The sequence below is a fragment of the Mucilaginibacter sp. P1_A3 genome (assembly GCF_056406855.1).
Genome location: NZ_JBFTZJ010000004.1, coordinates 450973 through 474507, shown reverse-complemented (window position 1 = coordinate 474507; position 23535 = coordinate 450973). Strand labels below are relative to the sequence as shown.

The window sequence follows — 23535 nt, the reverse complement described above, 5'->3', positions numbered from 1 at the left end:
CCAATTACGAAAATATATAATAAATGAAACGTTTTTACATACTAATAGCACTTTTTTGTTTTACTCTTTCGGCCAAAGCCCAGTTTAGTGTGGGTGGTGGCGGCCCAAGCATTGTTGGTCGTATTTCAGGTACCGTTATAGATTCAATTACAAAAAAGCCAATGGATTATACTACTGTAGGCTTATACCGCAGTGGTGGTAAATCGCCGATAAACGGCGTTTTAACCGACGAAAAAGGAAACTTTAAATTAGATAACGTAAAGCCAGGTTCTTATAAACTGGTTATATCTTTTATCGGGTATCCATCAAAAACAATTGAGCCAATAACTACTACAGCTTCAAAGCCGGATAATAAAATGGGCGCTGTTTTTATATCTCCGGGGGCAAAAACATTGGCTACGGTTAATGTAGTTGGCCAGGCGCCACTGATTGAAAACAAAATAGATAAGATTGTTTACAATGCCGAAAAGGATCTTACATCTGCCGGTGGTAACGCTACCGATGTGCTGCAAAAAGTGCCATTGGTGGCTGTGGATATTAACGGTAACGTGTCTATCCGTGGCGACCAAAACGTTCGTGTATTAATTAACGGTAAACCATCGGGGGCAACATCGGCCAGTTTAGCTGATGTTTTAAAAACCATTCCTGCCGATCAGATCAAAAGTATCGAGGTGGTAACATCTCCATCAGCAAAATATGATGCGGAAGGTTCTGGTGGTATCATCAACATTATTACCAAACAAAAAAATGTTTCGGGTTTTAGTGGTTCGGTAAGCGGTGGCGTAGGTACCCGTCAAAATAACGGTAACGTTAACTTAAACTATAACAAAAACAGGTTTAGCCTGGGCATTAACGCGGGAGGGAACTTAACCTGGCCGCAAACATCAACAACAAACTTTGATCAGGTTTTTAGAGGTGAAAATGGGGAGGTTATCCGCCATAACTACAATAATTCATCAAGCCGTATTAAAAGGCATGGGGCAATTGGTTCTGTAACTATGGGTTATGAGGTTAATGCTTTTAACAGCTTTAACAGCACTTTCAGACTTAATGACGGTGGTTTTAATACTGATGGAAAAGGAATCAATAATGTTGATTTAGCAGGTATAGTAAGCAATTACAAAAGCACAACCCAATCGCATAATCACTTTGGCGGTTTTGACTGGAATCTTGATTATACGCACAAGTTTAAAAAAGAGGGAGAAGAGTTTACCCTTTCGGGCCAATGGAGCCATAGTATAATTACAACTAATTATACCAACTTATTTACCGCGGTTAACCCAAGCCAAATGGGCGCTAACAATGGTAAAAACAACGAATATACTTTCCAGGGTGATTATACATTGCCGGTAAGTAAAGTGCTAAAGATTGAGGCTGGTGGCAAAACCATACAACGCCGTATCAATAGTAACTATGATATATTTAACACAGACAGCCTTGGCAATAACGGGTTACGTGATTCATTAAACTCCAACCTGTATAACTATAATCAAAATGTATATGCTGGCTATGCGGTATTAACCTTCACTTTGCCTAAAAGCTACTCGTTGCTTGTAGGTGGTAGGGTTGAAAACACAAGGATAAAAGGTGATCCACAAAATCCTTTCCAGGACCCTAATAAATTGGGCGACCTTTACCAGGATTTAAAACCGTTCTCGTCCAGCTATACTACTTATGTACCAAGCTTAACCATACAAAAACAGTTGGGTAGCCAAACTTTAAAGCTATCATACAGCAAGCGTATTCAAAGGCCAAGTTTGCAGTTTTTAAATCCATTCATTAACCGTAGTAACGTACAAAGCCAAACTGTGGGTAACGTGAATTTATCGCCCGAGGTATCACAAACTGTGGAGTTAAACATCAATAAGTTCGTAAAATCATCTGTGCTTAACTTTTCGGTTTATTACAAGCATACCAATAACCTGATAGAAGGTATTGCAGATACTTTAAGTGAAAAAATAAATGGCCAGGTAATAAACGGAACCCGTACAGCGTATCAAAATGTTGGCAGAAACAATTCATTTGGTGCAAGTTTCTTTGGGTCGATAAACCCGATAAAGCCACTTACCATCCGTGCCAGCATTAACGCTTATACTTATAATCCGTCTATATTCCCTCAGTATGATATTGCTGCATCAAAAACAGGTGTTTATTTTCAATATTCTGCTTTTGGAAGTGCTTCATACCAGTTTCCACATAACTTTCTGGCAGAATTATTTGGCTTTACCAATTCATCACGCAGAACCATCCAGGGTACTAACCCCGCGTTTGGGATATATGCATTTGGTTTTAAGAAACAGTTTATGGATAAAAAACTGGCTATCGGTTTTAACACTGTACAGCCATTTGCCAGGGACAAACATTTTGACTCCAACATCAGCAATGCTTCATTTACACAAACCAGTTCAACTGCGTTTCCGTTCCGTTCATTTGGTTTAACGTTTAGCTATAGCTTTGGTAAACTAAGTTTCAGCAATCCGCAGCAACAGAAAAAAGGTGTAAACAATGATGACCTTAAACAAGGTGATCAGGGTGGACAGGGTAATACCCCAGCAGGCGGACGATAGGTTAATAAATTAGAGTCGGGAATAAAGACTTGAAAAATATAAGGGCCGGGAGATTTATTCTTCCGGCCCTTTTTATGTTCCATAAGGTCATGCCGAACTTGTTTCGGCATCCCATTTGCAAGGTGTACAGCATGTTGGCAACCTGTCCTGTGGGGTCCTGAAACAAGTTCAGGATGACTTCGGGGGAGAGGATTTTTGCGTTATGCTTACTCTCTCCCTTCTATCCCGCTTCTACGTCAATTCCTATCTGCTTCAGCAATAACGAAGCATTAAAGGTTTTGCATTCACCGTGTTTGATTTTATAGTCAAACAGCATTTCACCATCTTTTACCTGGATATCGAAGTAGAAGTTGCGTACATAATCAGGGTATTTATCTTCCAGGCGGGCAATCTGCAAATCATGAGTAGCAACCATGCCAACCGCGTTTTTACGGATCAGCTGCTCTATTACCGCTTTTGAACCGAGGTATTTATCAACCGAGTTGGTGCCGCGCAGCATTTCATCAATCAGGAAAAATATCTTGGGATGATTCTCTACTGCGGCAAGCAGCATTTGGAGGCGGTCAAGTTCGGCTTTAAAGGTGGATGTGCTTTCGTTCAGCGAATCCTTTATACGCATATAGGTAATCATGGTTATTACAGAAACACGCATGCTTTTAGCGCATACAGGTGCACCGCAAAGGGCCAGTACAGTATTTATGCCAATGGTGCGTAAAAAGGTGCTCTTGCCCGCCATATTTGATCCGGTAATGATGTCAATCTTGTGGGTGTCTTCCAGCTCATAATTATTTTCAATACGTTTTGCGGCACTAATAAGCGGGTGGGCAAGGGATTGCGCAATGAGTGTATAACCAGGTTTATCCTCAATTTGCGGAAAAGCCCAGTCGGGATAGTTAACTGCCAGTCCAGACAGGCTGATAAGCGCTTCAAATTCGGCAATTACATCAAAGGCTGTTTCCAGGCTCTCGGTATTTTGGCGTTTCCAGTTTTCTATGGCAATAACCTGGCGTATATCCCACAAAAAAAACAGGTTTAAAATAAAGCCTACTATCATATTTAAATGATAATTGAGTTTATTGATGAGTGAAGCCAGCTCTTTTATTTTGCCGGATGTTTTACCGGATTTTAACATTCCTGCATGTGAAACGTTATAGGTGGCATGCCATTGCTCTTCTTCAATGCGTTTAAATACATCGGCATAGTTGGTTAGCGTATTGCCAATTTTACCGGCAATCATATCTGCCTTGCTGATATACATGACCTTTGAAAACACGATACCCATATTGGCTATACCAATTATAATTGCAGCCAGTTTTGCCTGGGGGATAAACCATGCCAGTATTAATATACCTGTAAATAAATAAGGGGCAATTTTGGCATATAGCGCAAGCCATTTTTCGCCGGGCATATCCAATGGAAGGTGCAGGTATTTAAACAGGTTTTTAAGCTGATTAGCATCCTGCTGAATACCAAATAGCAGGCGGGTTTGGATCTCCAGTTTCCAATCTTTTTTAGTTGCTATTTCTTTAATCGCTTCCTGTCTTGGTAAAATAATCTCTTTGATTGATGGTTCGTCAAACCAATCGGCGAGTTTGGCATTACCGATTGATGTAGCGGTGCGGTTTACCAGTTGATACAGGGATGCATTGCCAAAAATATCCAGGTCGGCAGTGTAAAAATGTTTTTCGCTGGCAAAGCGGGCTCCATCGTTATAAATATTGGCGTGGGTTTGTATGCTGGCAACTTCGTTAAGGGTTACTTTTTGCAGATCATCAAAGTATTGTTTCAGCTTTTCGAACCGCCCTTGCCGCGATACCAGCCAGGCAAAAGCAAAAATAAGAACAACAAAAGCCACCGCCACAATAGTGAAATTATCTTGCTGCACGGCAATGCTGATAGCTACAACAATCAGCGCGAAAATACTTAGTCTGAGTAACGAATAGGTATTGGCCAGCTTTTTATATTTAGCGGCTTCCTGCTGTGCTGCGCTGGCCCTTTGATTGTAATCGTTAATAATATCCTGTTCCATTTTTTGTTAAAAAAGTTGAGGCTAAATAAACACATATATTTCAAATAAACGTTTATTTGTTTCAGATATGAAGATCACGTTTTTAACTGTTGGCAAAACCGAAGATGCCTATTTAAAAGAGGGCATAGATAAATATGTAAAGCGCCTGAAGCATTACACTAAAATAGAAATAGTTGAAATTAACGAACTGAAAAATACCAAGTCGCTCACTGCCGAGCAGCAAAAGGCTAAAGAAGCCGAGCTGATTCTCAAAAAAATAGCACCGCTTGACCATGTGATACTGATGGATGAAAAGGGTACCGAATATTCGTCGACCCAATTTGCGGCCTATATTAGTAAAAAGGAGCTCAGCTCATCAGCCACCCTGGTATTTGTTATTGGTGGTCCCTATGGTTTTGATCAATCGGTGTATCAAAGGGCAAATGATAAAATCGCCCTTTCCCGAATGACATTCTCGCATCAAATGGTTCGCCTGTTTTTTGTAGAGCAGCTGTACCGGGCGTTTACGATCATGAAAGGTGAGCCGTATCATCATGAATAGATGTGCAGATGTGCAGATTTCAGATGTGCAGATGATTGTTTGATTGTCTGAACCGTAATTACACGAATTGATGGAATTATTCGAATTTTAAAATCCCGTGTTCAGAAATTCTATTAATTCTTCAATTCTAAAAATTCCGGTTCAGACAAAAATATTACCAAATGTTAATCGCTGTTCACATGAACTTTTGATTAAGACAAACAATCTGCACATCTGAAATCCACGCATCTAAAATCATATTTCGTACCTTTGCTATATGTCAGGTCACGATCATTCTCATGCACACGGTCATCATCATCATGATCATGCCCCCAAGTTAGATCATTTGAACAATGCGTTCATCATCGGTATTATATTAAACTCGGTGTTTGTGATTGTGGAGGCTGTAGCCGGTTTTGTAACCCATTCTCTGTCGTTGTTAACAGATGCCGGGCATAACCTGAGCGATGTAGCTTCGCTGGCCCTGGCTTTGCTGGCCTTTAAACTCACTAAAGTAAGTTCCAATAGCAAATATACGTACGGCTATAAACGATCAACCATCATCGTATCTTTCTTTAATGCTATGATCCTGTTTGTTGCGGTTGGGTTTATAGTTTATGAGGCGATAATGCGCTTTATAAATCCCGAAACCATATCCGGCGGAACAATGGCCTGGGTAGCTTTTATAGGGATAGGCATCAACGCGCTTACCGCCTGGCTTTTTGTAAAGGATAAGGATACCGATCTTAATATTAAAGGAGCGTACCTGCACATGGCGGTTGATGCCATTGTATCTTTCGGCGTAGTGATATCGGGCATTATTATTTATTTTACCCGCCTGTACTGGATAGATAGCGTAGTGAGTATAGTAATTGCGGTAGTGATACTTCGCGGCACCTGGGGACTGTTAAAAGCCAGCCTGCGCCTGGAAATGGATGGCGTACCTGCCGAAATGGACCTGGAAAAGATAAAAGCCGAACTAATGAAAGGCAAAGGCGTTTTAGATGTGCACCACATGCACGTTTGGGCACTAAGCACTACAGAAAATGCCCTGACTGCCCACCTGGTTATTAAGCCCGAAGCTGTTGCCGATTTTGATAGCATCAAGCATGATCTGCGGCACCGCCTGCAACACATGGATATTAACCATAGCACTTTTGAGCCGGAGTTTGCCGATGAGGAGTGCAAGCATGTAGATTGCTTGTAGCGGAGATTGCTTAAATATTCAAGAATGGAATATATAGGAAAGAATGCAGAAGTAATAAGTTATCTAACCGGAAACAGGACTTTACTCGACGCAACAATAAGCAAATTTGACATCCATTTAGCAGAACATACTTTACAGATTGATATTTATTTCCACTTATGCCGTCGCGCTAAAGTTGATTTGAAAGTGATGCTGACATTTAAAGATGTTGTTGAATATTGCTTTTACCATAAATCAAATTATGCATTTTATGACGTTGAAGATCTAAAGTTTTTTGAGATAGAAGGAAAGTTTTATTTTTCCGGCGATCCTTATCACACTGAAGGTGTTTCTGAAAATGACAATGATTTTGTGATGAGCAATGAGCTTGAAGCTTATTTATTTTAAGTACGATAGTATATAATGACTTATCCAATCAACTTTAAAAATATCACAAACGAAGTTGATTTCTATCATGAATTACCTGCTGTTTATAAAAAATCTGTGCGTTATTTGCTTGGATTTAAATGGTGCCGGGAAATAAAGAACAGTTTTCTATACACTAATCTCGGTAGCATATTTTGCATATTTCTATTTGAAATAGAGAATACTCAAAGTACCATGGATAATTTTTTATGGGTGATTGTTGGCGACATTCCCTCCATGTATCTGGATACTTACGGACCTAAATCAACTACTGAGGTTTTAGAGGATTATATCCGGTTAGCCGAAGATTGGATCAATCACATAAAAGGAGGCAAATCAATTGATGAATGTTATCCCTTTTGTGCAGAACCAACAATAGAATTAGCGGAACTTTTAGAAGCTAAAGTATCATTTATGAAAAGCACTTTGATGAGTAACATGGAAAATGTTTCTTTGAAAATATCTAAATAAACTTCAGGCTCATTACTACAATTGATATGCTTATAAGATATTGGTTTGAATTTGAGTTTACCAACATTGATAAACGTCCTCCTGGTTTGGTTCTTGGTTGTGGTGTTACCGCGCATAATTATGAGGATGCCATTTTCATAATCCAAAGAAATGTATTTGAGGGTAATTCCATCCCGCCAATTAAAAAGCTAATTGAAAACGTAGATGTTACTACTTTAGATGCCGGGCATATTTTACCCAATATGTTTTCACCAAGTTGGCGAGGTATTTGGTTTCCGCAGGGATTTGAAGTTTTCAAATAATTCTTCCTAATTTAACGCTCATTATTTAACCTATATGAGCACCTCCAACAGAAGAAAATTTATAACCACCACAGCAGCCCTTGCAGCAGGCACGGTAGCTGCGTCGGCATTGCCATTAGTTCAACAAAAAGAAGAATGGCCAGTAGTTCACCATGTGTTTTTCTGGCTTAAAAACCCGGCTTCGATTGAAGATCGTGATAAGCTGGTAGCCGGCGTTAAAACCCTTTCAAAGATTGAAACCGTGCGGAAGCTGCGCGTAGGCGTTGTAGCCAGTACCGAAAAACGCGATGTAGTTGATAACAGCTGGGCAGTATCTGAGTTGATGTTTTTCAGCGATCTTGCAGGGCAGGCTACGTATCAAACTCACCCCATACACCTCGAATTTATTAAAAACTGCAGTCACCTTTGGGAAAAGGTTATAGTGTATGATGCTGTGGATGCGTAGGGGAGGGAACACTCCGTTATAGCAAGTTGAAATTTTTTGAGACTTTAAAGGGGAAGTGACGTTGATAAGAAACATAAACCTCAAATGGCCTGTCAGTCTGAGCCTGTCGAAGACTCGCGCGGAGAGGCCTTTGCCCGCTATGGTTCGACAGGCTCACCATGACATCCCACTGACCATCATTGCAAGATGTTAAATTAAAGGGAAACAACATTTTAAAATGTTGTTTCCCTGAACGCAGTGAAGGATCTAATTGCAGACTTTACAGGGCGGAAAAGCATGGCGAATAATAGATCCTTCACTGCGTTCAGGATGACAAAAAGGGTTTTTTTGCAAAAAGCAAAAAGCCGATTACTCGGCTTTTTTTGTAGTCTTTTTAGCTTTTGCTTTGGGGGCTTCGGCTGGTGCAGGCTCTGCTTCTACGGTTTCTGCAACCGGTTCTTCTGCAACCGGAGCTTCGACTGCAGGTGCCTGGGTTGGATCAACTTCGTTAAAAAGTGGTAAATCCTTTAATAACTGGAACCATGATATGATCTTTTTCATATCAGAGGCATATACTTTTTCTTCGTCGTGCTGTGGTGCTACTTCATAAAAGAAAGTTCTTAGCTTTTTACCATCAGCCTTAGCATCCGGAACATTTGAAGCAGCTTTCATTTGCTCAAATACATCCGTAAGCCTGATATCATCATCAACACCAAAAATGGTGATCTCGCTCAGTGCAGCTAATTTGGCTGTTGAAAGGTTGGCTACCAGTTTAGTTTTTTGAGCATCAAGGCTCTCCAGTACATAACCGGTTTTATTTTGTGCTAAAGCTCTCCACAAGCCCGGTTTACCCGATACGGCTACAATTCCTTGTAAATTCATTTGTTTTGGTTGATTAGGTGAGTGGTTGATTGAGCGAAGTTGTTTTGGAAATTTAACCTGATCAACTCAATCAACCGTTCACTATTCGCTATTCTTCTATTACTTCGATTGTTAAAATTTTATCGCCCTGGCGGATAGCATCAACTACGTCAACATTCTCAATCACTTTACCAAACACAGTGTGGTTACGATCTAAGTGAGCTGTATTTGCACGGCTATGGCAGATGAAGAACTGTGAACTGCCAGTGTTACGACCTGCATGAGCCATTGAAAGCACACCACGATCATGGTATTGGTTTTCGCCTGTAAGTTCGCAATCAATTTTGTAGCCTGCGCCACCAGCACCAGTGCCGGTTGGATCGCCACCTTGAACCATGAAATTAGGGATAACGCGGTGAAAGGTTACGTTATCATAAAACTTTGATTTTGCTAATTTTTTAAAGTTAGCTACGGTATTTGGGGCATCCTGATCGTAAAACTCTACGGTCATATCACCTTTTTCAGTTTTGATTATTGCTTTGCTCATTTCTTTGTTTTTTTAAAAACAGTTGGCAAAGGTAATAAAAAAGCATAAAGCCAAAAGCATAAGGCTTAAAGCTTTTTATACAATAGTTGTAAGATAAAAAGACAGACCTTGCATGGTAATACATTAACCGTTTATTCGTTACATTTGATAAATCGACACCCAAACAAATACTACCGGATAGTGAATAATCAATTATATAAGAAACGTTTTTTATCTTCTTTCCGGCTTTTAGCTTTCTGCCTTTTGCTTTTAGCTCCAATAATATCCCGGGCTGCATCTATCCTAATCCCCATGGATGAGGAGCAAAAAGATCACCTGAAATCATATGGTATCGCTTTTTTGGCTTTGAAAAATGGCGAGGAAGTTGACTGGCTGCTCAATTACCGCGGCGGGAGTTTTATGCTCAAGTACGATGAGAAGATAGAGCAGGAGTGCAAGATCCGCGGGGTAAGCTACCAGGTGCTGGCTGATGCTAAAGTAAACGAGATTGTTACCGAAGTAAGCGATCCATCTGTAAATATGGATTTGGTAAAACTGGAGAAGGCTCCCAAAATGGCAGTGTACTCGCCTAAAAATAAGCTGCCCTGGGATGATGCCGTTACGCTGGTATTAAAATATGCCGAGATTCCGTATGATGTGGTTTATGATGAGGAGGTAATAAAAGGCGATCTGCCTAAATACGATTGGCTTCACCTGCACCACGAAGATTTTACCGGGCAGTACAGTAAGTTTTATGGTGCATTCAGATTTGCGCAGTGGTATAATGATGATGTAAAAGGGCAGGAGGCATTGGCGCACAAACTCGGCTTTAAAAAGGTATCGCAAATGAAACTGGCGGTAGCCAAAAATATCCGTGATTTTTGCGCGGGCGGAGGCTTTTTATTTGCCATGTGCTCGGGTACCGATACTTTTGATATTGCCCTGGCATCGGCTAATACAGATATTTGTGAGCGCATGTTTGATGGTGACGCTGCCGATCCGGATGCGCAATCAAAACTTGATTTTACCCAAACCTTCGCCTTTCAGAATTTTACGCTTGATTTGAATCCGATGTCGCATCAGTTCAGCAATATTGATGTAACTACTACCCGGCAGGTTGAGCGTCAGCGTGATTTTTTTACCTTGTTTGATTTTTCGGCCAAGTGGGATGTGGTGCCAAGTATGCTTACCCAGGATCATGATAAAGTGATTAAAGGCTTTATGGGGCTTACCACTGCCTTTAACAAAAGCATGCTTAAGCCGGGCGTAACTATCATGGGCGAAATGAAAACATCCAACGAGGCCCGCTATATTCATGGCGAATTTGGAAAAGGCCAATGGACTTTCTACGGTGGACACGATCCCGAAGATTACCAACATGCCGTTGGCGACCCGCCAACCGATCTTAAACTACACCCAAATTCGGCAGGCTACAGGCTAATACTCAACAACGTATTATTCCCTGCCGCTAAAAAGAAGAAACAGAAAACGTAGTCAGGTGCCGGTTGCGAGGTGCGGGGATCGGGGTGCGGGGATCGAGTTTTTACCTTTTGCCTTTTGCCTTTTGCCTTTTGCCTTTTGCCTTTTGCCTTTTGCCTTTTGCCTTTTGCCTTTTTTTGAGAGGCCAATCAAGTTAGTTAAAATTCTGAAAATTCTGAAAATTCTGATTCAGACAAATGCGTAAGGGGTATTAGCGGATACCGTCCGCTAGCCAGCGGATAAGGCCTGTGTAGTATGAGCGGTTAGCCCGGCCCGCAGGGATACGCCCAGCAAGCTTTTAATTCATGACAAATTCTTTCTCCACGAACCTCGCAACTGGCAACGCAAACCTCGCAACCGGCAACCCGAACCCGGAACCCCTAATTATAAAACGTCCAGCTTACGCCAAATTTTAACAGGCGATCTTGTTGCGGGTATCGGTTAACAGTATAATATCCTTTGCTTTGAATACCTTGGTTGGCATAATCATACATCAGGAACAGGTTGGTACGTTGCAGGGTGGCTTTAAAATACACAGATGCAACAGGATACGAGGAAAAGGTAATATCTGGTCCGTTATAAAACTGGCCAATACCTACTGCATATGATGGCGCAACATACGGGCTATTATAACGAACACTCACACCAAAATTTGATTTCAGCACCCCGAAAAATGTTTTGTTGAAATACAGGTTGCTATAAGTGTAAACCTCTGGAGTGCGCAAGGTTGATTGATAGTCGGTTTTTTGATAAACCACATAATTATCAAAATGCAGGCTATGGTAGCTTAAGTTTTTACCAATACTGATTTTAAGCAGGTTTATATCATTGCTTAACTGGGCCGGGTGGGCATCAATGCCGCCTGGCTGTGCTGTAAAATACAGGTAGTTGGCTATCAAAAAATACTCGGCCTTAATATCTAACTGTAGTGGATTGTTCACATAGTTAAATGAGGCGCTTGTAGTTTTTTGATTATCAAAACTGTTGTGAAAAATGTAGTGATTTGATACCCAGTTGGTGTATATTAACGGAGGCGTGCTGTTTTGCGAGTAAGCTTCTAAAATAATTTTGCCTGCTTTGGCTCCACCGGCAAGGGTAAGCTTTGCGCCATAGTAATAATCGCCAAAATCGCGTCCCTGTACTATTTGTCGCAGATCGCCCTCCAGGCCAATTCTATCGCTAAAACGGTAACTTAGTTTTGCTTTAAGGGTGATATCCTGGAAGGTATTATTTTGAACCTTATTCTGGTGAATGTATTGGTAACCATATTGGTTTAAGGTAGTATCGCTTACATATTGCGCGTAATGATAAAGGTCATGTATCAGGCCCAGATCAAGCTTCAGCTCATTCTTTACAAACTTTACCGATTTGCTCCTCAGGTAAAAACTGTACGAAAATTCATTTTGAATATGCGTAACCACCAATGAATCTCTTGACCTGTTATTGCTGTAATAATAATCGGGGAATACATTATAGGTATCGGGCTGGTTGGTTTGCAGGTAATTGTAGGTGTTGTTTTGTACAAGAAACGTATGAGCAACGCGTTGTGTTGGCAATATTTTAGAATTGGCATTCCCTTTATTTAAGCTGTCAATCCGCCCTAAATAATAAAACTGTTTAATGTAAAGGCTTTTATCAGTCCAGTTTTCATAGCTGTTGGGCAGGCGTACGGCTGCGGAATTTTTATAAAAAAGGGTGTTGCCGGAGCTGGTAAAAACAGAGTCGTTGAGGATAGCGCCTGTTTCTGGTGATTTTAAGTTGTTGTATATCACATTAGCCAACAGGTTGTACCGCTTGCTTTTCGATTGGTACCAGGTAAATAATGCTGCGTTAACGTCGCTCACGTTTTGCTGCAGAACATTGCTGTAGCTATAGAACCCCCTTGATCCGTTAAAATTAAGGTTAAAGCCCACATTCCAGTTAGGCTTAATGTTTTGGGTATGAATTATCTTGAAGACCTGCTCGGCCGAACTGCCGAAACCGTTGAACAGGGTGAGGTTGGAGTAAGCTACCCGGGCATTGTAATATTTTATATCCTGCGGTCGTAAAGCATAAACATCAAGCGCATGCTGACCGGCATCAAAGCCAATAGTTTTACTGGGCTCAAATAGCAAACTCCTTTGCGACAGGCCCGTATAGCCCAAACTAATACGCGGGTTGCGCGGATCCATCAGGGGACTATAGTTTTCAAAATTATACAAACCTGTATCCAGGGCGAAGGTTTGTGTACTATCGCTCAGGAACCGTTCCATAGTTACCCGGATAAATTTGGCGCTAAAAACAACAGAGTCTTTTTTATTGTCTTCTTTTTTACGCAAACTATCCAGCAGTTGGTCGTCGCTAACTTTTTTTTCCGTTCTTAATGTATCCCTTGTTGATAGTGGTTTTGCACGGTTTATTTGGCCGTATTGCGCAAAAACAGTGTGCACATTGAGGCACAACAGTAACAATAAAATATATTTGAGCTCTTTACGCATTAATTACCTGCTATCAGATTTTTTAAGATCATGGTCAGTTTGGGTTCGGCATCCTCGGCAATTTTTATGATATCCTCAAGAGATACAGGTTCCAGTACATCGGTAAAGCCTTCGTCTGTTAATACAGATATGGCAAATACCGGCAGGCCCATGTGGTTTGCAACAATAACTTCCGGTACCGTGCTCATCCCAACGGCGTCGCCACCTATAATCCTTAAGTAAGTGTACTCTGCCTTGGTTTCTAAATTAGGGCCGGTTACAGCAACATAAACTCCCTTGTGGCAGGTAATATTGTTTGCAACGGCAATACTTAAAGCTTTATCAATAAGTACGCGCTGGTATGGCTGGCTCATATCCGGAAAACGCGGGCCAAGCTCTTCATAATTGCGCCCCACAAGTGGATTTTGCGGCTGCAGGTTAATATGATCGGCAATAACCATCAGGTCGCCTTTTTTAAAATCTGGGTTTAGTGATCCGCTGGCGTTTGATACATACAGAGTTTTAATCCCCAGGTATTTCATTACCCTAACGGGGAAGGTGATCTGTTGCATGCTATACCCCTCGTAATAATGTAAGCGGCCCTGCATGGCAACAACCTTTACACCGCCAAGGGTGCCAAATATTAATTTACCAGAGTGAAATTCTAGGGTAGAAATGGGGAAATCGGGTATATTAGAATACATTAATTGTTTTTCAACAACTATCTCTTTAACCAGGCCGCCCAGTCCTGTGCCTAAAATAATACCCACTTCGGGTTCAAAATCGCCAATACGGTTTTTAATATACCGGGCGGTGCTTTCAATATTGTCTAACATATTCAGTTACTAAATTATCAAACTGCTGCTGGCTTTTATTTAAAAAATTGATGCCTATTGGCAACACCAAAACAGGGAGTTTTTTTATGGCCGATTGCAATTCCTGTTCCCCTAAACGCTGCGCATCCTTTTCTGTTGTGATGATTATTTTTTTTTGTGATGGGCAGCCAGAAAAATCATCGGCAAGTTTACTGATATTTTTTAAGGTAAACTGGTGATGATCGGGATAATTATGGTGAATGATGAGCGGAGTGAACTTTTTTAAGTGCGATAATAATGGTGCAGGATTGGCAATGCCAGTAAGCAGGAATACGGTTGTATGCTCATCAATAGTATGATAAATAGTAGAGCCTTCCATATTGCGCAGGGGCAGATAGCTTATTGACGTAAAGAATAAAGACTGATGTGGGAACGGCTTTATACGTTTGCTAATCCTGGCCTGGTCCTCAGCAGATAACGTTGCCGGGCATTTACTGATGATGAGGATATTCGCCCTTTCGCGACCGCTGAAGGGTTCACGCATATTGCCGGCCGGTAATAAAAAATGGGGCTCAAATACGCGGCTATAATCAAACAGTAAAATGCTAAAACCGGGTTTAACTGCCCTGTGCTGGTAAGCATCATCCAAAATAATAACGTTATGTTTATAAGCAAGCTGCTTAATGCCTTCCACCCGCTTTTCGCAAACGGCAACCGTAACGCCGGGGAATTTATTTTTAAATTGGGCAGGCTCATCGCCAACTGATGATGCACCGGTTGTGTCATCAGCAATTAAAAAGCCTTTGGTTTTACGGCCATAACCCCTGCTGAGTGTGGCCAGTTTATACTTATCCTTAAACAGGCGAATCAGGTACTCCGTCATCGGGCTTTTGCCTGCACCGCCCACATCCAGGTTGCCTACAGCTAATATTGGTTTATTAAAAGTTGTGGTTTTAAATACCCCTGCATCATAACACCAGTTACGAATGGTAACTACCAGGTTATAAATTAGTGAGAAGGGAAACAGAAGCCAGCGCAGGTATTTCATATATGTTGTGAACTTCTTAAAACGTTATTGCTTTGTATTTTCCTATGACTTGTTTTAAAAAAAACTTTTTGTCATCCTGAACGCAGTGAAGGACCTACTAGGCGCTATGCTTCTTCGCCCTGCAATGTCTGCGAATAGATCCTTCACTGCGTTCAGGATGACAAATCTTTTTTATTATGTCATCTCCTCAAACCCGCAATAACGTTTTAAGAAAACAAATCTAATTATTTAAAGCCCATTTTAATAACTTAGTGTTTCAACGTATCATTCCTTATGAAATTTAAACTCTTTACTCTTTTTACATTTCTCACTCTTTCTTCCTTCGCTCAAACCGATAAAAAGCTTACCGCCCAATTGCAAAATGCCATTAGCGGTTTTCACGGGCAGGCAGGTATCTATGTGCAAAACCTTAAGACGGGTAAAACAGTTGCCATAAATGCCGATACGCTGTTCCCTACAGCCAGTATGATCAAGGTGAGCATTCAATGTGGCTTGATGGATAAAATAGAAAAGGGCGAATTGAAGTATAATCAGAAGCTTATTTACCGCGATTCGCTTTTGTACGCCGGCGAGGATATTTTGGGCTCGTTTAAAGATAAAGATACCGTACAGTTAAGCAAGGTGGCCATGCTGATGATTACCATGAGTGATAATACTGCCAGCCTGTGGCTGCAAAAGCTGGTTGGCGGCGATTATATTAATAGCTGGCTGCAACAAAATGGTTTTAAAGTGATGCGGGTAAATTCAAGGGTAGCCGGTCGCGAGGCTATCCGCAAGGTTTATGGCTGGGGAGTAAGTACTCCTTATGAAATGTGCCGTTTGTTTACCATGATAGGACGGGGAGAAGCGGTAAGCCCGGCGGCCAGCGAACGTATGGTCCGCAACATGGGCCGGATTTATTGGGATGAGAAAGCGCTTTCACAGATTCCGCCGTATGTGCATACCATATCAAAACAAGGCGCGGTTGATGAATCAAGATCCGAAACCGTACTGGTGAACGCTCCGCATGGCGATTATGTATTCTCCATTATTACCAACCACAATACCGATCAAAGCTGGGGTACTACCAATGAGGCTGGTTTGCTTATAAAAAAGGTATCGGCGCTTTTATGGCAATATTTTGAACCTGCCAGTACCTGGAAGCCTGCCGATGGCGTTGATAAATACATGCTAAATGAGTAAAATTCAGGTAAACGGGATAGTAAGGGTATTGAAGAACAGATAAGTATCACCCGGTTTAATTTTTACCATGTATTGAGCTAAGTATCAACAAATAAGGTAAGTTTTAATAAATTAGAGTGATTTATTAAAACTTACAATTATGACTCAGCCTACCTCATCCAAGTATAAAGTGTTAACGATTAAGAAAAAATTCCTGACGTTAATATGTCTCGTGGGTTTAACCTTGGTTTACCAACCATCCCGTGCCCAGGTAATTACCAAATACGGTGATAACGTGAGCACGCTTGACGGTATCATGAAAGCCTATTACGATGTAGTAACCGTGAAGAAAGGGGAGAAGGTAAGCTATGAGCGCGATAGCCTGCTGCATATTGCCGATGCGCGGGTAGGTTCGGGCTATATTGATAAGCAGGGAAAACAGCGTTTTAATTATATGACGCTTAAAGAATATCACCGCCTCTCGGATGGCTCACTTTCACGTGATGGCTTTGATGAAAGGGAGATTTCCCGGAAGGTGGAAAAGTTTGGCAGTATATACCATGTTTTCAGTACTTATGAATCGCGCAATATCAAAAACGGACCTGTGATTGAGCGCGGCATCAACAGCATCGAACTATTTAATGATGGTACCCGTTTCTGGATCCTGGCCTGGTTTTTTGATGGCGAACGGAAAGATAACCCTATACCAAAGGAGTATTTGAAGTAGGGGTATCAAGTAGTTAGTATCAAGTATTAAGACAAAAATCGGAATTGCAGCGAAAGGAAAAAATCTTGTCAATCCTGCCAAATCCTAAAATCGTGTTAACTTTTCATCTTTTTCAACAGCGCTTCAACTACTTTAGGGAAATGTAGGTGTTCCAGTTGCTGCCCCTTGAATTTTATCATTTCCAGGTTATCACCGGCCTCTATTTTGAATTTCGACTGGTGGATAACTTCTCCTTCATCAAAATTCTCGTTCACAAAATGGATGGTAATGCCGCTTTCTTCTTCTTTGGCGTCTAAGATAGCTTTGTGTACATGATCGCCATACATGCCTTTGCCACCATACTTAGGCAACAGGGAAGGGTGCAGGTTGATGATTTTATTGGGGAAGGCCTTTAGTAAGGATCCCGGTATCAGCCATAAAAAACCGGCCAGTACAATGAGGTCAACCTGGAGGTTTTTAAGCAGGCGAATTACATCATCTGTCTCAAAAAATTCATGACGGGTAAATATGTGCGATGGCACTTCAAAATTGTCGGCACGTTGTAATACGTAAGCTTGTGGGTTGTTGGTGAGTATCAGTACAACTTCGGCTTCGGCATTGCGTTTAAAATGCTCCATTAATTTTTGGGCGTTTGATCCCGAACCTGAAGCAAAAATGGCAATTCGTTTCTTCATTAAAGTTTATGCTTTTCAAAAGGTTATGAAGCTACCGGTAATCTGTATGCTACCGGTAATTAAGTAATAAATCGTTCAATTATATTTCAAATATATATTTATTACGTGTTTTAATTGGTAATTGTTGTCGCATTTTGCCTTATAAATCCATATCGTACTACCTGCCGCTTTTTCGTTGCCGAATAATTGGGTTCAACATCACCGGTTTGCAATACCAGCGAGTAGGTGCCAAGGTTAAATATCTGCGTGTTTTTAAATGGGGTACTTGTACTAAAGCCACCACCTGCTACATTAATCTTACAAACCATATCCGATGCAAAATATAGCCTGTTAGGCGTCAGTGTCCAGGTGCTGTTTGTGGTTTGATCAAGGCAGTCAAAATTTGTATAAGAACAGGTATTGTCTGTTTTAAAGGTGAAAAACTGTGATTTTAAACAGTCGGTATTTAATGTATCCGGGTCGCCTACCTGTGCATTGCCTAAGTAATGATAAACCTGTACAGAGGCCAGTTGCCAAACACCGGTTGTTAACAGGTGTGGTATATTGCTATTATTATCCTTTTTGCAGGAATTACTGAACAGGCTAAGCGTAACTAAACCAAGTATAAATATTAATGGGAGTTTATTTTTCATGTAAAGTGTACCCGCAAAAGTAAAAAATCCTGTTTATTAGTTGGCTATCAGGATGTATTTATAACTGTTTTAAAGAAAAATTATTACCTAACCCAATAACGGGCGTAAGAAAGGGCTTGAAAACCTGAAAATTGCCTACAGACCTGGTTATTGCTATAGCGCAAATTCTTGACTACAGAATCGGCATCAAAAATTGATTGTCCTGCTATAATAAGGATGGATTTTTTACATTTGAATTTTGACGTTAATGCTATGCGTATTCCCTTCCCTCAACTCAAAGCCGAATTTAAACGTGTTTTGCAAAGTCTTGATTTTACAGAAGCCAAGGCTGAAGCATGTGCCGATATTTTTGCAGGTAACAGCAGAGATGGCGTATATACCCATGGACTTAACCGGTTCCCGGTTTTTGTACGGCATGTGAAGGATGGTTTGGTAAAGCCAGCAATGGAGCCAAGCAAAGATGGTGGTTTTGGCGCGATGGAACAATGGAACGGTAACTACGGGCCGGGCATCCTGAACGCCATTTTTTGTATGGACAGAGCAATTGCGCTGGCTGATTTGAATGGGATAAGCTGTGTAGCTATAAAAAATACCAACCACTGGATGCGTGGCGGTACCTACGGCTGGCAGGCTGCCGAAGCAGGTTACATCGGGCTCTGTTTTACCAATACCATAGCAAACCTGCCGCCCTGGGGAGGGCTTGATCCACGTTTAGGGAATAATCCATTGGTTATAGCCGTGCCGCGTAAAGATGGTCACGTGGTGCTGGATATGGCTATATCACAATACGCTGTAGGTAAACTACAGCAATACAAATCAAATGATGAAGAACTGCCTTTACCCGGCGGTTATGATAGTGAAGGTAATTTAAGTACCGATGCCACTGCCATTCTGCAGTCTAAAAGATTGTTGCCGGTTGGTTTCTGGAAAGGATCAGGCTTGTCATTGGTGCTTGATCTTTTGGCTACGGTTTTAAGCGGGGGCAATTCTACAGCTAAAATTACTGAAAGCGGTGCAGAATCCGGCGTATCGCAGGTTTTTATATGTATAAAACCTAATAGCGATGCGCAAACAACTGCACTTATCGAAGAGATTATAACCTATACTAAAACCAGCGCTCCTGAGCACGAAGGCGGATCAATATCCTACCCGGGAGAAAACACCATTAAAACCCGCATCAAGAATTTAAGCGAAGGTGTTTTAGTGGATGAACGGATATGGGAAGAGGTGAGAGGGTTGTAAGGATGTTTCAATTCAGCAATTGAATAATAAATTCCCAATTCGGGAACTTTTCATTATGTTTGTTTAAAGAAAATGCTTTGAGAGTTATAGCAAAGAAAATACTTAGAGACTTTTGGGAGATACATCCAGACTGTCAGCAACAATTGAAGGCTTGGTTCCAGGAAACAAGTAGCAGTGAATGGCAACACCCAAACGATATTAAGAAAGAATATCCGAGTGCAAGCATTTTACAGGATAACAGGGTTGTATTTAATATTAAAGGAAATAACTATCGTTTAATTGTGAAAATAAGCTACAACTATCAAATGGTTTGGGTTAGGTTTATTGGAACCCATTCTGAATATGATAAAATAGACGCTACAAAAATCTAATCATCATGACTATAAAACCTATTAAAAATGAAAACGATTATCAACGGGCTTTAGAAAGGCTTGAATTGATATTTGATGCGCGAAAAGGTTCTGAAGATGGTGACGAGCTTGAAGTTTTAGGGATTTTAATTGAAAGGTACGAGGATGAGCATTTTCCAATCGATTTTCCAGATCCTATTGAAGCCATAAAATTCAGAATGGAACAAATGGGATATAACCAAAACGACCTTGCAAAAGTGATAGGGCTTAAAAGTAGAGCAAGCGAAATTTTAAATAAAAAGAGAAAACTGTCATTAGAAATGATCAGGCTTTTACATGATAACCTGAAAATTCCTACTGAAGTATTGATCCAGGCTTATTAATGATTAAAAATTTTTGATAATATACTAAATCAAGCTTTTATAGGATAGGAAATTAATCCATCATTCCCTCAAACTTTTCCCAAAAGCCATCATGTGGAACAGGCGCTATAATTTCAACCGGCTCATTTTTTACAGGGTGAATAAAGGTTAGCCTTCGTGCATGCAGGCAGATGCTTTTACGCAGGCTGCCACGCGGATAACCATACTTATTGTCGCCCACAATAGGGGTACCCAAAGTGGATAGTTGTACCCTGATCTGGTGAGGACGGCCGGTTATAGGGTCAACCTCAATTAAGTAATAGCCATTAAGCTCGCCAACCAATTTGTAACTCAGTTCGGCCCGTAAGCTGCCTTGTACTTCTTTGTCGTGCGCTTTAGTTACATTTTTCTGCGGATTTTTAACCAGCCAGTGCACCAAAGTACCTGCTTCGGGGTATGGTTTTTTGCGTACTACGGCAAAATAAGTTTTGTGCATTTCGCGCCCCTTGAACATTTTATTGATTCGCTCCAGGGCCTTGCTTGTTTTGGCAAACAGGATAACGCCGCTTACGGGCCTGTCAAGCCGGTGTACCACACCCAGGAAAGCGCCATTAGGTTTGCTGTATTTTTTGGCGATGTATTTCTTTACCTTGTCATCAAGCGATTCATCGCCGGTATCATCAACCTGCACAATATCGCCGGCACGCTTGTTTATGGCAATAAGGTGGTTATCCTCATAAAGAATATCCGCATCGGTAATATCGTAACTTGTATAATTAAATTCTGGGCGAGCCATTTTTATTTAGTTCATGGTTGATGGTTAATAGTACATGGTAGCTGCAAATGACTATGAACAATAATCTGCTAACTATTAACTATTTAATCGGTTCATTTTCAAATCTTCAAATCATTTGCATATCTGAAATTTGCACATCTATTTAGTATTGCTCCTTATCATTAGGGAAGCTCTTTGATTTTACATCGCTGATGTAGCTTTTAAAGGCCCCGTTCATTTGCTCATATAAATTGGCGTACTGGCGTAAAAAACGAGGTTTAAAGTCGTTATTGATACCCAGCATATCGTGCACCACTAAAACCTGTCCGTCGCACTGGCCGGCACCGATACCTATGATCGGGATCTGTACGCTTTCACTTACTTCCTGGGCAAGTTTGGCCGGGATTTTCTCCAGTACTATGGCAAAACAACCTAACTCCTGTAATTTTAAGGCATCTTCCCTTAATTTTTGGGCTTCTACTTCTTCTTTTGCACGTACAGTATAGGTGCCAAATTTATAAATAGACTGTGGTGTTAAACCCAGGTGACCCATAACCGGTATGCCTGCTGTAAGTATGCGGCTAACGGATTCTGCAATTTCTACGCCACCTTCCATTTTAACACCATGTGCACCTGATTCCTTCATGATACGGATAGAGGAGTTCAGCGCTTCTTTTGAGTTACCCTGGTATGAACCAAAAGGCAGATCGACCACCACCAACGCACGTTTTGCAGCGCGAACCACCGAAGAGGCGTGGTATATCATCTGATCGAGCGTTATAGGCAATGTAGTTTCATGACCGGCCATTACGTTGGAGGCCGAGTCGCCCACCAAAATAATATCCATACCGGCATCATCAACAATGGCCGCCATGGAATAATCATAGGCGGTTAGCATGGCAATCTTTTCGCCACGGTTTTTCATCTCCTGCAGTATATGCGTGGTGATTCTTTTAACTTCTTTGTTTACGGACATTGTTAATTGTATTAAAGAAAGCACAAAGGTATTGAAAGGCACGAATTTCACGAATTTAATCGAATCGGGCTAACTGGATATATGAAATGAATAAGAAATATCAACTTTCAAAAAGAGATTTAGGATGGGTTTCATAATCCTGCCAGTAAAAAAATGCTGCATAAATTCGTGAAAATCCGGTTTTCTAATTCGTGAAATTCGTGTTTTATAAATTTGTCTTTTAAATTCGAAATAAATTCCTACTTTTGCACCGTGAATCCGGAAGTTCCTTACTTCAATATTTCTATCAGTTTTCACGGGGCTTTGAACCAGGCGATCCGATTTAATAATCCATTCAATTTTTTTGCTAAATGACTTACTTCACCAAATTACCGGCTGTACTTTTATTGGCCGACGGAACCGTTTTTCACGGTAAAGCCGCCGGAAAGATTGGCACTACAACCGGCGAGATCTGTTTTAACACAGGTATGACCGGCTACCAGGAAATTTTTACCGACCCATCATACTTTGGGCAAATAATGGTTGCAACCAATGCTCATATTGGTAATTATGGCATTGCCGATAACGAAGTTGAATCTGGAAATATCCAGATCTCGGGCTTGGTTTGTAAAAATTACAATATCGCTTACAGCCGCAAACAGGCCAATGAATCTATTCAGGATTATTTTCAGACGCAAAATATTGTAGGTATCTCTGATGTGGATACCCGCCAGATAGTTCGTCACATTCGTGATAAGGGTGCTATGAATGCGATTATCTCATCTGAAATACTGGATATTGAAGAACTGAAAGCCAGGCTTGCCGAAGTGCCTTCAATGGATGGACTGGAGCTTTCATCGCAGGTATCAACTACCGAAACTTATACTTTTGGCGATGAGAACGCTGCTTACCGCGTTGCTGTGCTTGACCTGGGTGTTAAAAAGAACATCTTGCGCAATTTTGATGATCGTGATGTATATGCCAAGGTATTCCCTGCAAAAACCTCTTTTGCCGAAATGGAAAAAGATTTTGCACCAACCGGTTACTTTATATCAAACGGCCCCGGTGATCCATCGGCTATGCCTTACGCTATAGATACCGTAAAAGAAATTTTGGCGGCTGATAAGCCAATGTTTGGGATTTGCTTAGGCCACCAGTTGCTGGCTTTAGCCAATGATATTCCGACCAAAAAAATGTTTAATGGTCACCGCGGCTTAAATCACCCGGTAAAAAATATCATCATTAACCATTGCGAAGTGACTTCACAAAACCATGGTTTTGGAGTAGTGCCGGAAGCTGTGCGCGCATCTGATAAGGTAGAGATCACCCACGTGAACCTTAATGATCAGTCGATAGAAGGCATTCGTGTAAAAGATAAAAAAGCATTCTCGGTACAATATCACCCCGAGTCATCTCCTGGTCCGCATGATTCAAGGTATCTGTTTGATGACTTTATAAAATTGATGAAATAAGTTTTATAATTTGAAGATTTGAAAATCTGAGGATTTGAAAATGATTTTAAAAGCCTTTTGAGTTTTAAACTTGAA

At 41.0% G+C, this 23535-nt stretch carries 24 protein-coding genes; 14 read left to right on the top strand and 10 right to left on the bottom strand.

What is annotated here, in order from left to right; all coding sequences use genetic code 11:
* The first annotated feature begins 23 nt into the window (after nt 1-23).
* Complete coding sequence (locus AC1D0K_RS10890) at nt 24-2567, top strand: TonB-dependent receptor (RefSeq protein WP_477441765.1); 2544 nt, start codon at nt 24-26, stop codon at nt 2565-2567.
* Nucleotides 2568-2787: 220 nt separating this feature from the next.
* Here the strand turns inward: AC1D0K_RS10890 and AC1D0K_RS10885 are convergent, their stop codons facing one another.
* Complete coding sequence (locus AC1D0K_RS10885) at nt 2788-4596, bottom strand: MutS-related protein (protein WP_477399416.1); 1809 nt, start codon at nt 4594-4596, stop codon at nt 2788-2790.
* A 67-nt stretch (nt 4597-4663) separates the two neighbouring features.
* On the opposite strand from AC1D0K_RS10885, the gene rlmH reads away from it, so the two are divergent.
* From rlmH to AC1D0K_RS10855, 6 genes are all read left to right on the top strand, one after another.
* On the top strand, nt 4664-5137 hold the full coding sequence (gene rlmH / locus AC1D0K_RS10880; RefSeq protein ID WP_295721035.1) for a 23S rRNA (pseudouridine(1915)-N(3))-methyltransferase RlmH: 474 nt from the start codon (nt 4664-4666) through the stop codon (nt 5135-5137).
* A 256-nt stretch (nt 5138-5393) separates the two neighbouring features.
* Nucleotides 5394-6323 carry a cation diffusion facilitator family transporter gene (locus tag AC1D0K_RS10875; protein WP_295721036.1) on the top strand — a complete coding sequence of 310 codons (930 nt, stop codon included), beginning with the start codon at nt 5394-5396 and terminating at the stop codon, nt 6321-6323.
* 24 nt (nt 6324-6347) lie between these two features.
* Nucleotides 6348-6710 (top strand): hypothetical protein, encoded by a 363-nt coding sequence (locus AC1D0K_RS10870; RefSeq protein WP_477399414.1) that lies wholly within the window; start codon nt 6348-6350, stop codon nt 6708-6710.
* Nucleotides 6711-6725: 15 nt separating this feature from the next.
* A complete protein-coding gene (locus AC1D0K_RS10865; protein WP_477399412.1) occupies nt 6726-7199 on the top strand; it encodes a hypothetical protein in 474 nt (157 codons plus the stop codon).
* A gap of 26 nt (nt 7200-7225) precedes the next feature.
* The gene (locus tag AC1D0K_RS10860; protein WP_477399410.1) at nt 7226-7501 is read left to right on the top strand and encodes a hypothetical protein; all 276 of its coding nucleotides are present in this window, start codon (nt 7226-7228) and stop codon (nt 7499-7501) included.
* Nucleotides 7502-7535: 34 nt separating this feature from the next.
* Nucleotides 7536-7946: a Dabb family protein gene (locus tag AC1D0K_RS10855; protein ID WP_477399408.1), complete on the top strand. Its 411-nt coding sequence runs from the start codon at nt 7536-7538 to the stop codon at nt 7944-7946.
* 348 nt (nt 7947-8294) lie between these two features.
* On the opposite strand, the gene AC1D0K_RS10850 is transcribed toward AC1D0K_RS10855, so the two are convergent.
* Both AC1D0K_RS10850 and AC1D0K_RS10845 read right to left on the bottom strand, forming a co-directional pair.
* Complete coding sequence (locus tag AC1D0K_RS10850; protein ID WP_477394762.1) at nt 8295-8807, bottom strand: DUF5606 family protein; 513 nt, start codon at nt 8805-8807, stop codon at nt 8295-8297.
* An 88-nt stretch (nt 8808-8895) separates the two neighbouring features.
* Nucleotides 8896-9333: a peptidylprolyl isomerase gene (locus AC1D0K_RS10845; RefSeq protein WP_295718332.1), complete on the bottom strand. Its 438-nt coding sequence runs from the start codon at nt 9331-9333 to the stop codon at nt 8896-8898.
* A 291-nt stretch (nt 9334-9624) separates the two neighbouring features.
* On the opposite strand from AC1D0K_RS10845, the gene AC1D0K_RS10840 reads away from it, so the two are divergent.
* A complete protein-coding gene (locus AC1D0K_RS10840) occupies nt 9625-10806 on the top strand; it encodes an asparagine synthetase B (RefSeq protein WP_477394764.1) in 1182 nt (393 codons plus the stop codon).
* Between the two features lie 365 nt (nt 10807-11171).
* Here the strand turns inward: AC1D0K_RS10840 and AC1D0K_RS10835 are convergent, their stop codons facing one another.
* The 3 genes from AC1D0K_RS10835 to lpxK are packed head-to-tail and all read right to left on the bottom strand — an operon-like array spanning nt 11172 to nt 15110.
* The gene (locus AC1D0K_RS10835) at nt 11172-13268 is read right to left on the bottom strand and encodes a putative porin (protein WP_477394766.1); all 2097 of its coding nucleotides are present in this window, start codon (nt 13266-13268) and stop codon (nt 11172-11174) included.
* Nucleotides 13268-14083 carry a purine-nucleoside phosphorylase gene (locus tag AC1D0K_RS10830; RefSeq protein ID WP_295718340.1) on the bottom strand — a complete coding sequence of 272 codons (816 nt, stop codon included), beginning with the start codon at nt 14081-14083 and terminating at the stop codon, nt 13268-13270. Before AC1D0K_RS10830 ends, AC1D0K_RS10835 begins: the two co-directional genes overlap by 1 nt.
* Nucleotides 14067-15110 (bottom strand): tetraacyldisaccharide 4'-kinase, encoded by a 1044-nt coding sequence (gene lpxK, locus AC1D0K_RS10825; protein WP_477394769.1) that lies wholly within the window; start codon nt 15108-15110, stop codon nt 14067-14069. The genes AC1D0K_RS10830 and lpxK overlap by 17 nt, the downstream gene beginning before the upstream one ends.
* A gap of 273 nt (nt 15111-15383) precedes the next feature.
* On the opposite strand from lpxK, the gene AC1D0K_RS10820 reads away from it, so the two are divergent.
* Together AC1D0K_RS10820 and AC1D0K_RS10815 are read left to right on the top strand one after the other, a co-directional pair.
* On the top strand, nt 15384-16292 hold the full coding sequence (locus AC1D0K_RS10820) for a serine hydrolase (RefSeq protein WP_477394771.1): 909 nt from the start codon (nt 15384-15386) through the stop codon (nt 16290-16292).
* A 139-nt stretch (nt 16293-16431) separates the two neighbouring features.
* Nucleotides 16432-16998 carry a hypothetical protein gene (locus AC1D0K_RS10815; RefSeq protein WP_477394773.1) on the top strand — a complete coding sequence of 189 codons (567 nt, stop codon included), beginning with the start codon at nt 16432-16434 and terminating at the stop codon, nt 16996-16998.
* A 95-nt stretch (nt 16999-17093) separates the two neighbouring features.
* Here AC1D0K_RS10815 and purN read toward each other — a convergent pair whose 3' ends face one another.
* Nucleotides 17094-17672, bottom strand: coding sequence for a phosphoribosylglycinamide formyltransferase (gene purN, locus AC1D0K_RS10810; RefSeq protein ID WP_295718351.1), 579 nt, complete (start codon nt 17670-17672; stop codon nt 17094-17096).
* 110 nt (nt 17673-17782) lie between these two features.
* Nucleotides 17783-18304 (bottom strand): hypothetical protein, encoded by a 522-nt coding sequence (locus AC1D0K_RS10805; RefSeq protein ID WP_477394776.1) that lies wholly within the window; start codon nt 18302-18304, stop codon nt 17783-17785.
* 216 nt (nt 18305-18520) lie between these two features.
* Between AC1D0K_RS10805 and yiaK the strand changes: the two genes are divergently transcribed.
* From yiaK to AC1D0K_RS10790, 3 genes are read left to right on the top strand one after another with little or no spacing between them, the layout of a single operon-like run.
* Complete coding sequence (gene yiaK, locus AC1D0K_RS10800; protein ID WP_477394778.1) at nt 18521-19546, top strand: 3-dehydro-L-gulonate 2-dehydrogenase; 1026 nt, start codon at nt 18521-18523, stop codon at nt 19544-19546.
* 59 nt (nt 19547-19605) lie between these two features.
* A complete protein-coding gene (locus tag AC1D0K_RS10795; protein WP_295718362.1) occupies nt 19606-19917 on the top strand; it encodes a type II toxin-antitoxin system HigB family toxin in 312 nt (103 codons plus the stop codon).
* A gap of 5 nt (nt 19918-19922) precedes the next feature.
* On the top strand, nt 19923-20279 hold the full coding sequence (locus AC1D0K_RS10790) for a helix-turn-helix domain-containing protein (protein WP_295718366.1): 357 nt from the start codon (nt 19923-19925) through the stop codon (nt 20277-20279).
* Nucleotides 20280-20331: 52 nt separating this feature from the next.
* Here AC1D0K_RS10790 and AC1D0K_RS10785 read toward each other — a convergent pair whose 3' ends face one another.
* Nucleotides 20332-21054 (bottom strand): RluA family pseudouridine synthase, encoded by a 723-nt coding sequence (locus AC1D0K_RS10785; RefSeq protein ID WP_477394780.1) that lies wholly within the window; start codon nt 21052-21054, stop codon nt 20332-20334.
* 142 nt (nt 21055-21196) lie between these two features.
* Complete coding sequence (panB, locus tag AC1D0K_RS10780; RefSeq protein ID WP_477394782.1) at nt 21197-22009, bottom strand: 3-methyl-2-oxobutanoate hydroxymethyltransferase; 813 nt, start codon at nt 22007-22009, stop codon at nt 21197-21199.
* 350 nt (nt 22010-22359) lie between these two features.
* On the opposite strand from panB, the gene carA reads away from it, so the two are divergent.
* Entirely contained in the window at nt 22360-23460 is a 1101-nt protein-coding gene (gene carA / locus AC1D0K_RS10775) for a glutamine-hydrolyzing carbamoyl-phosphate synthase small subunit (protein ID WP_477394784.1), read from the top strand.
* Nucleotides 23461-23535 lie beyond the last annotated feature (75 nt).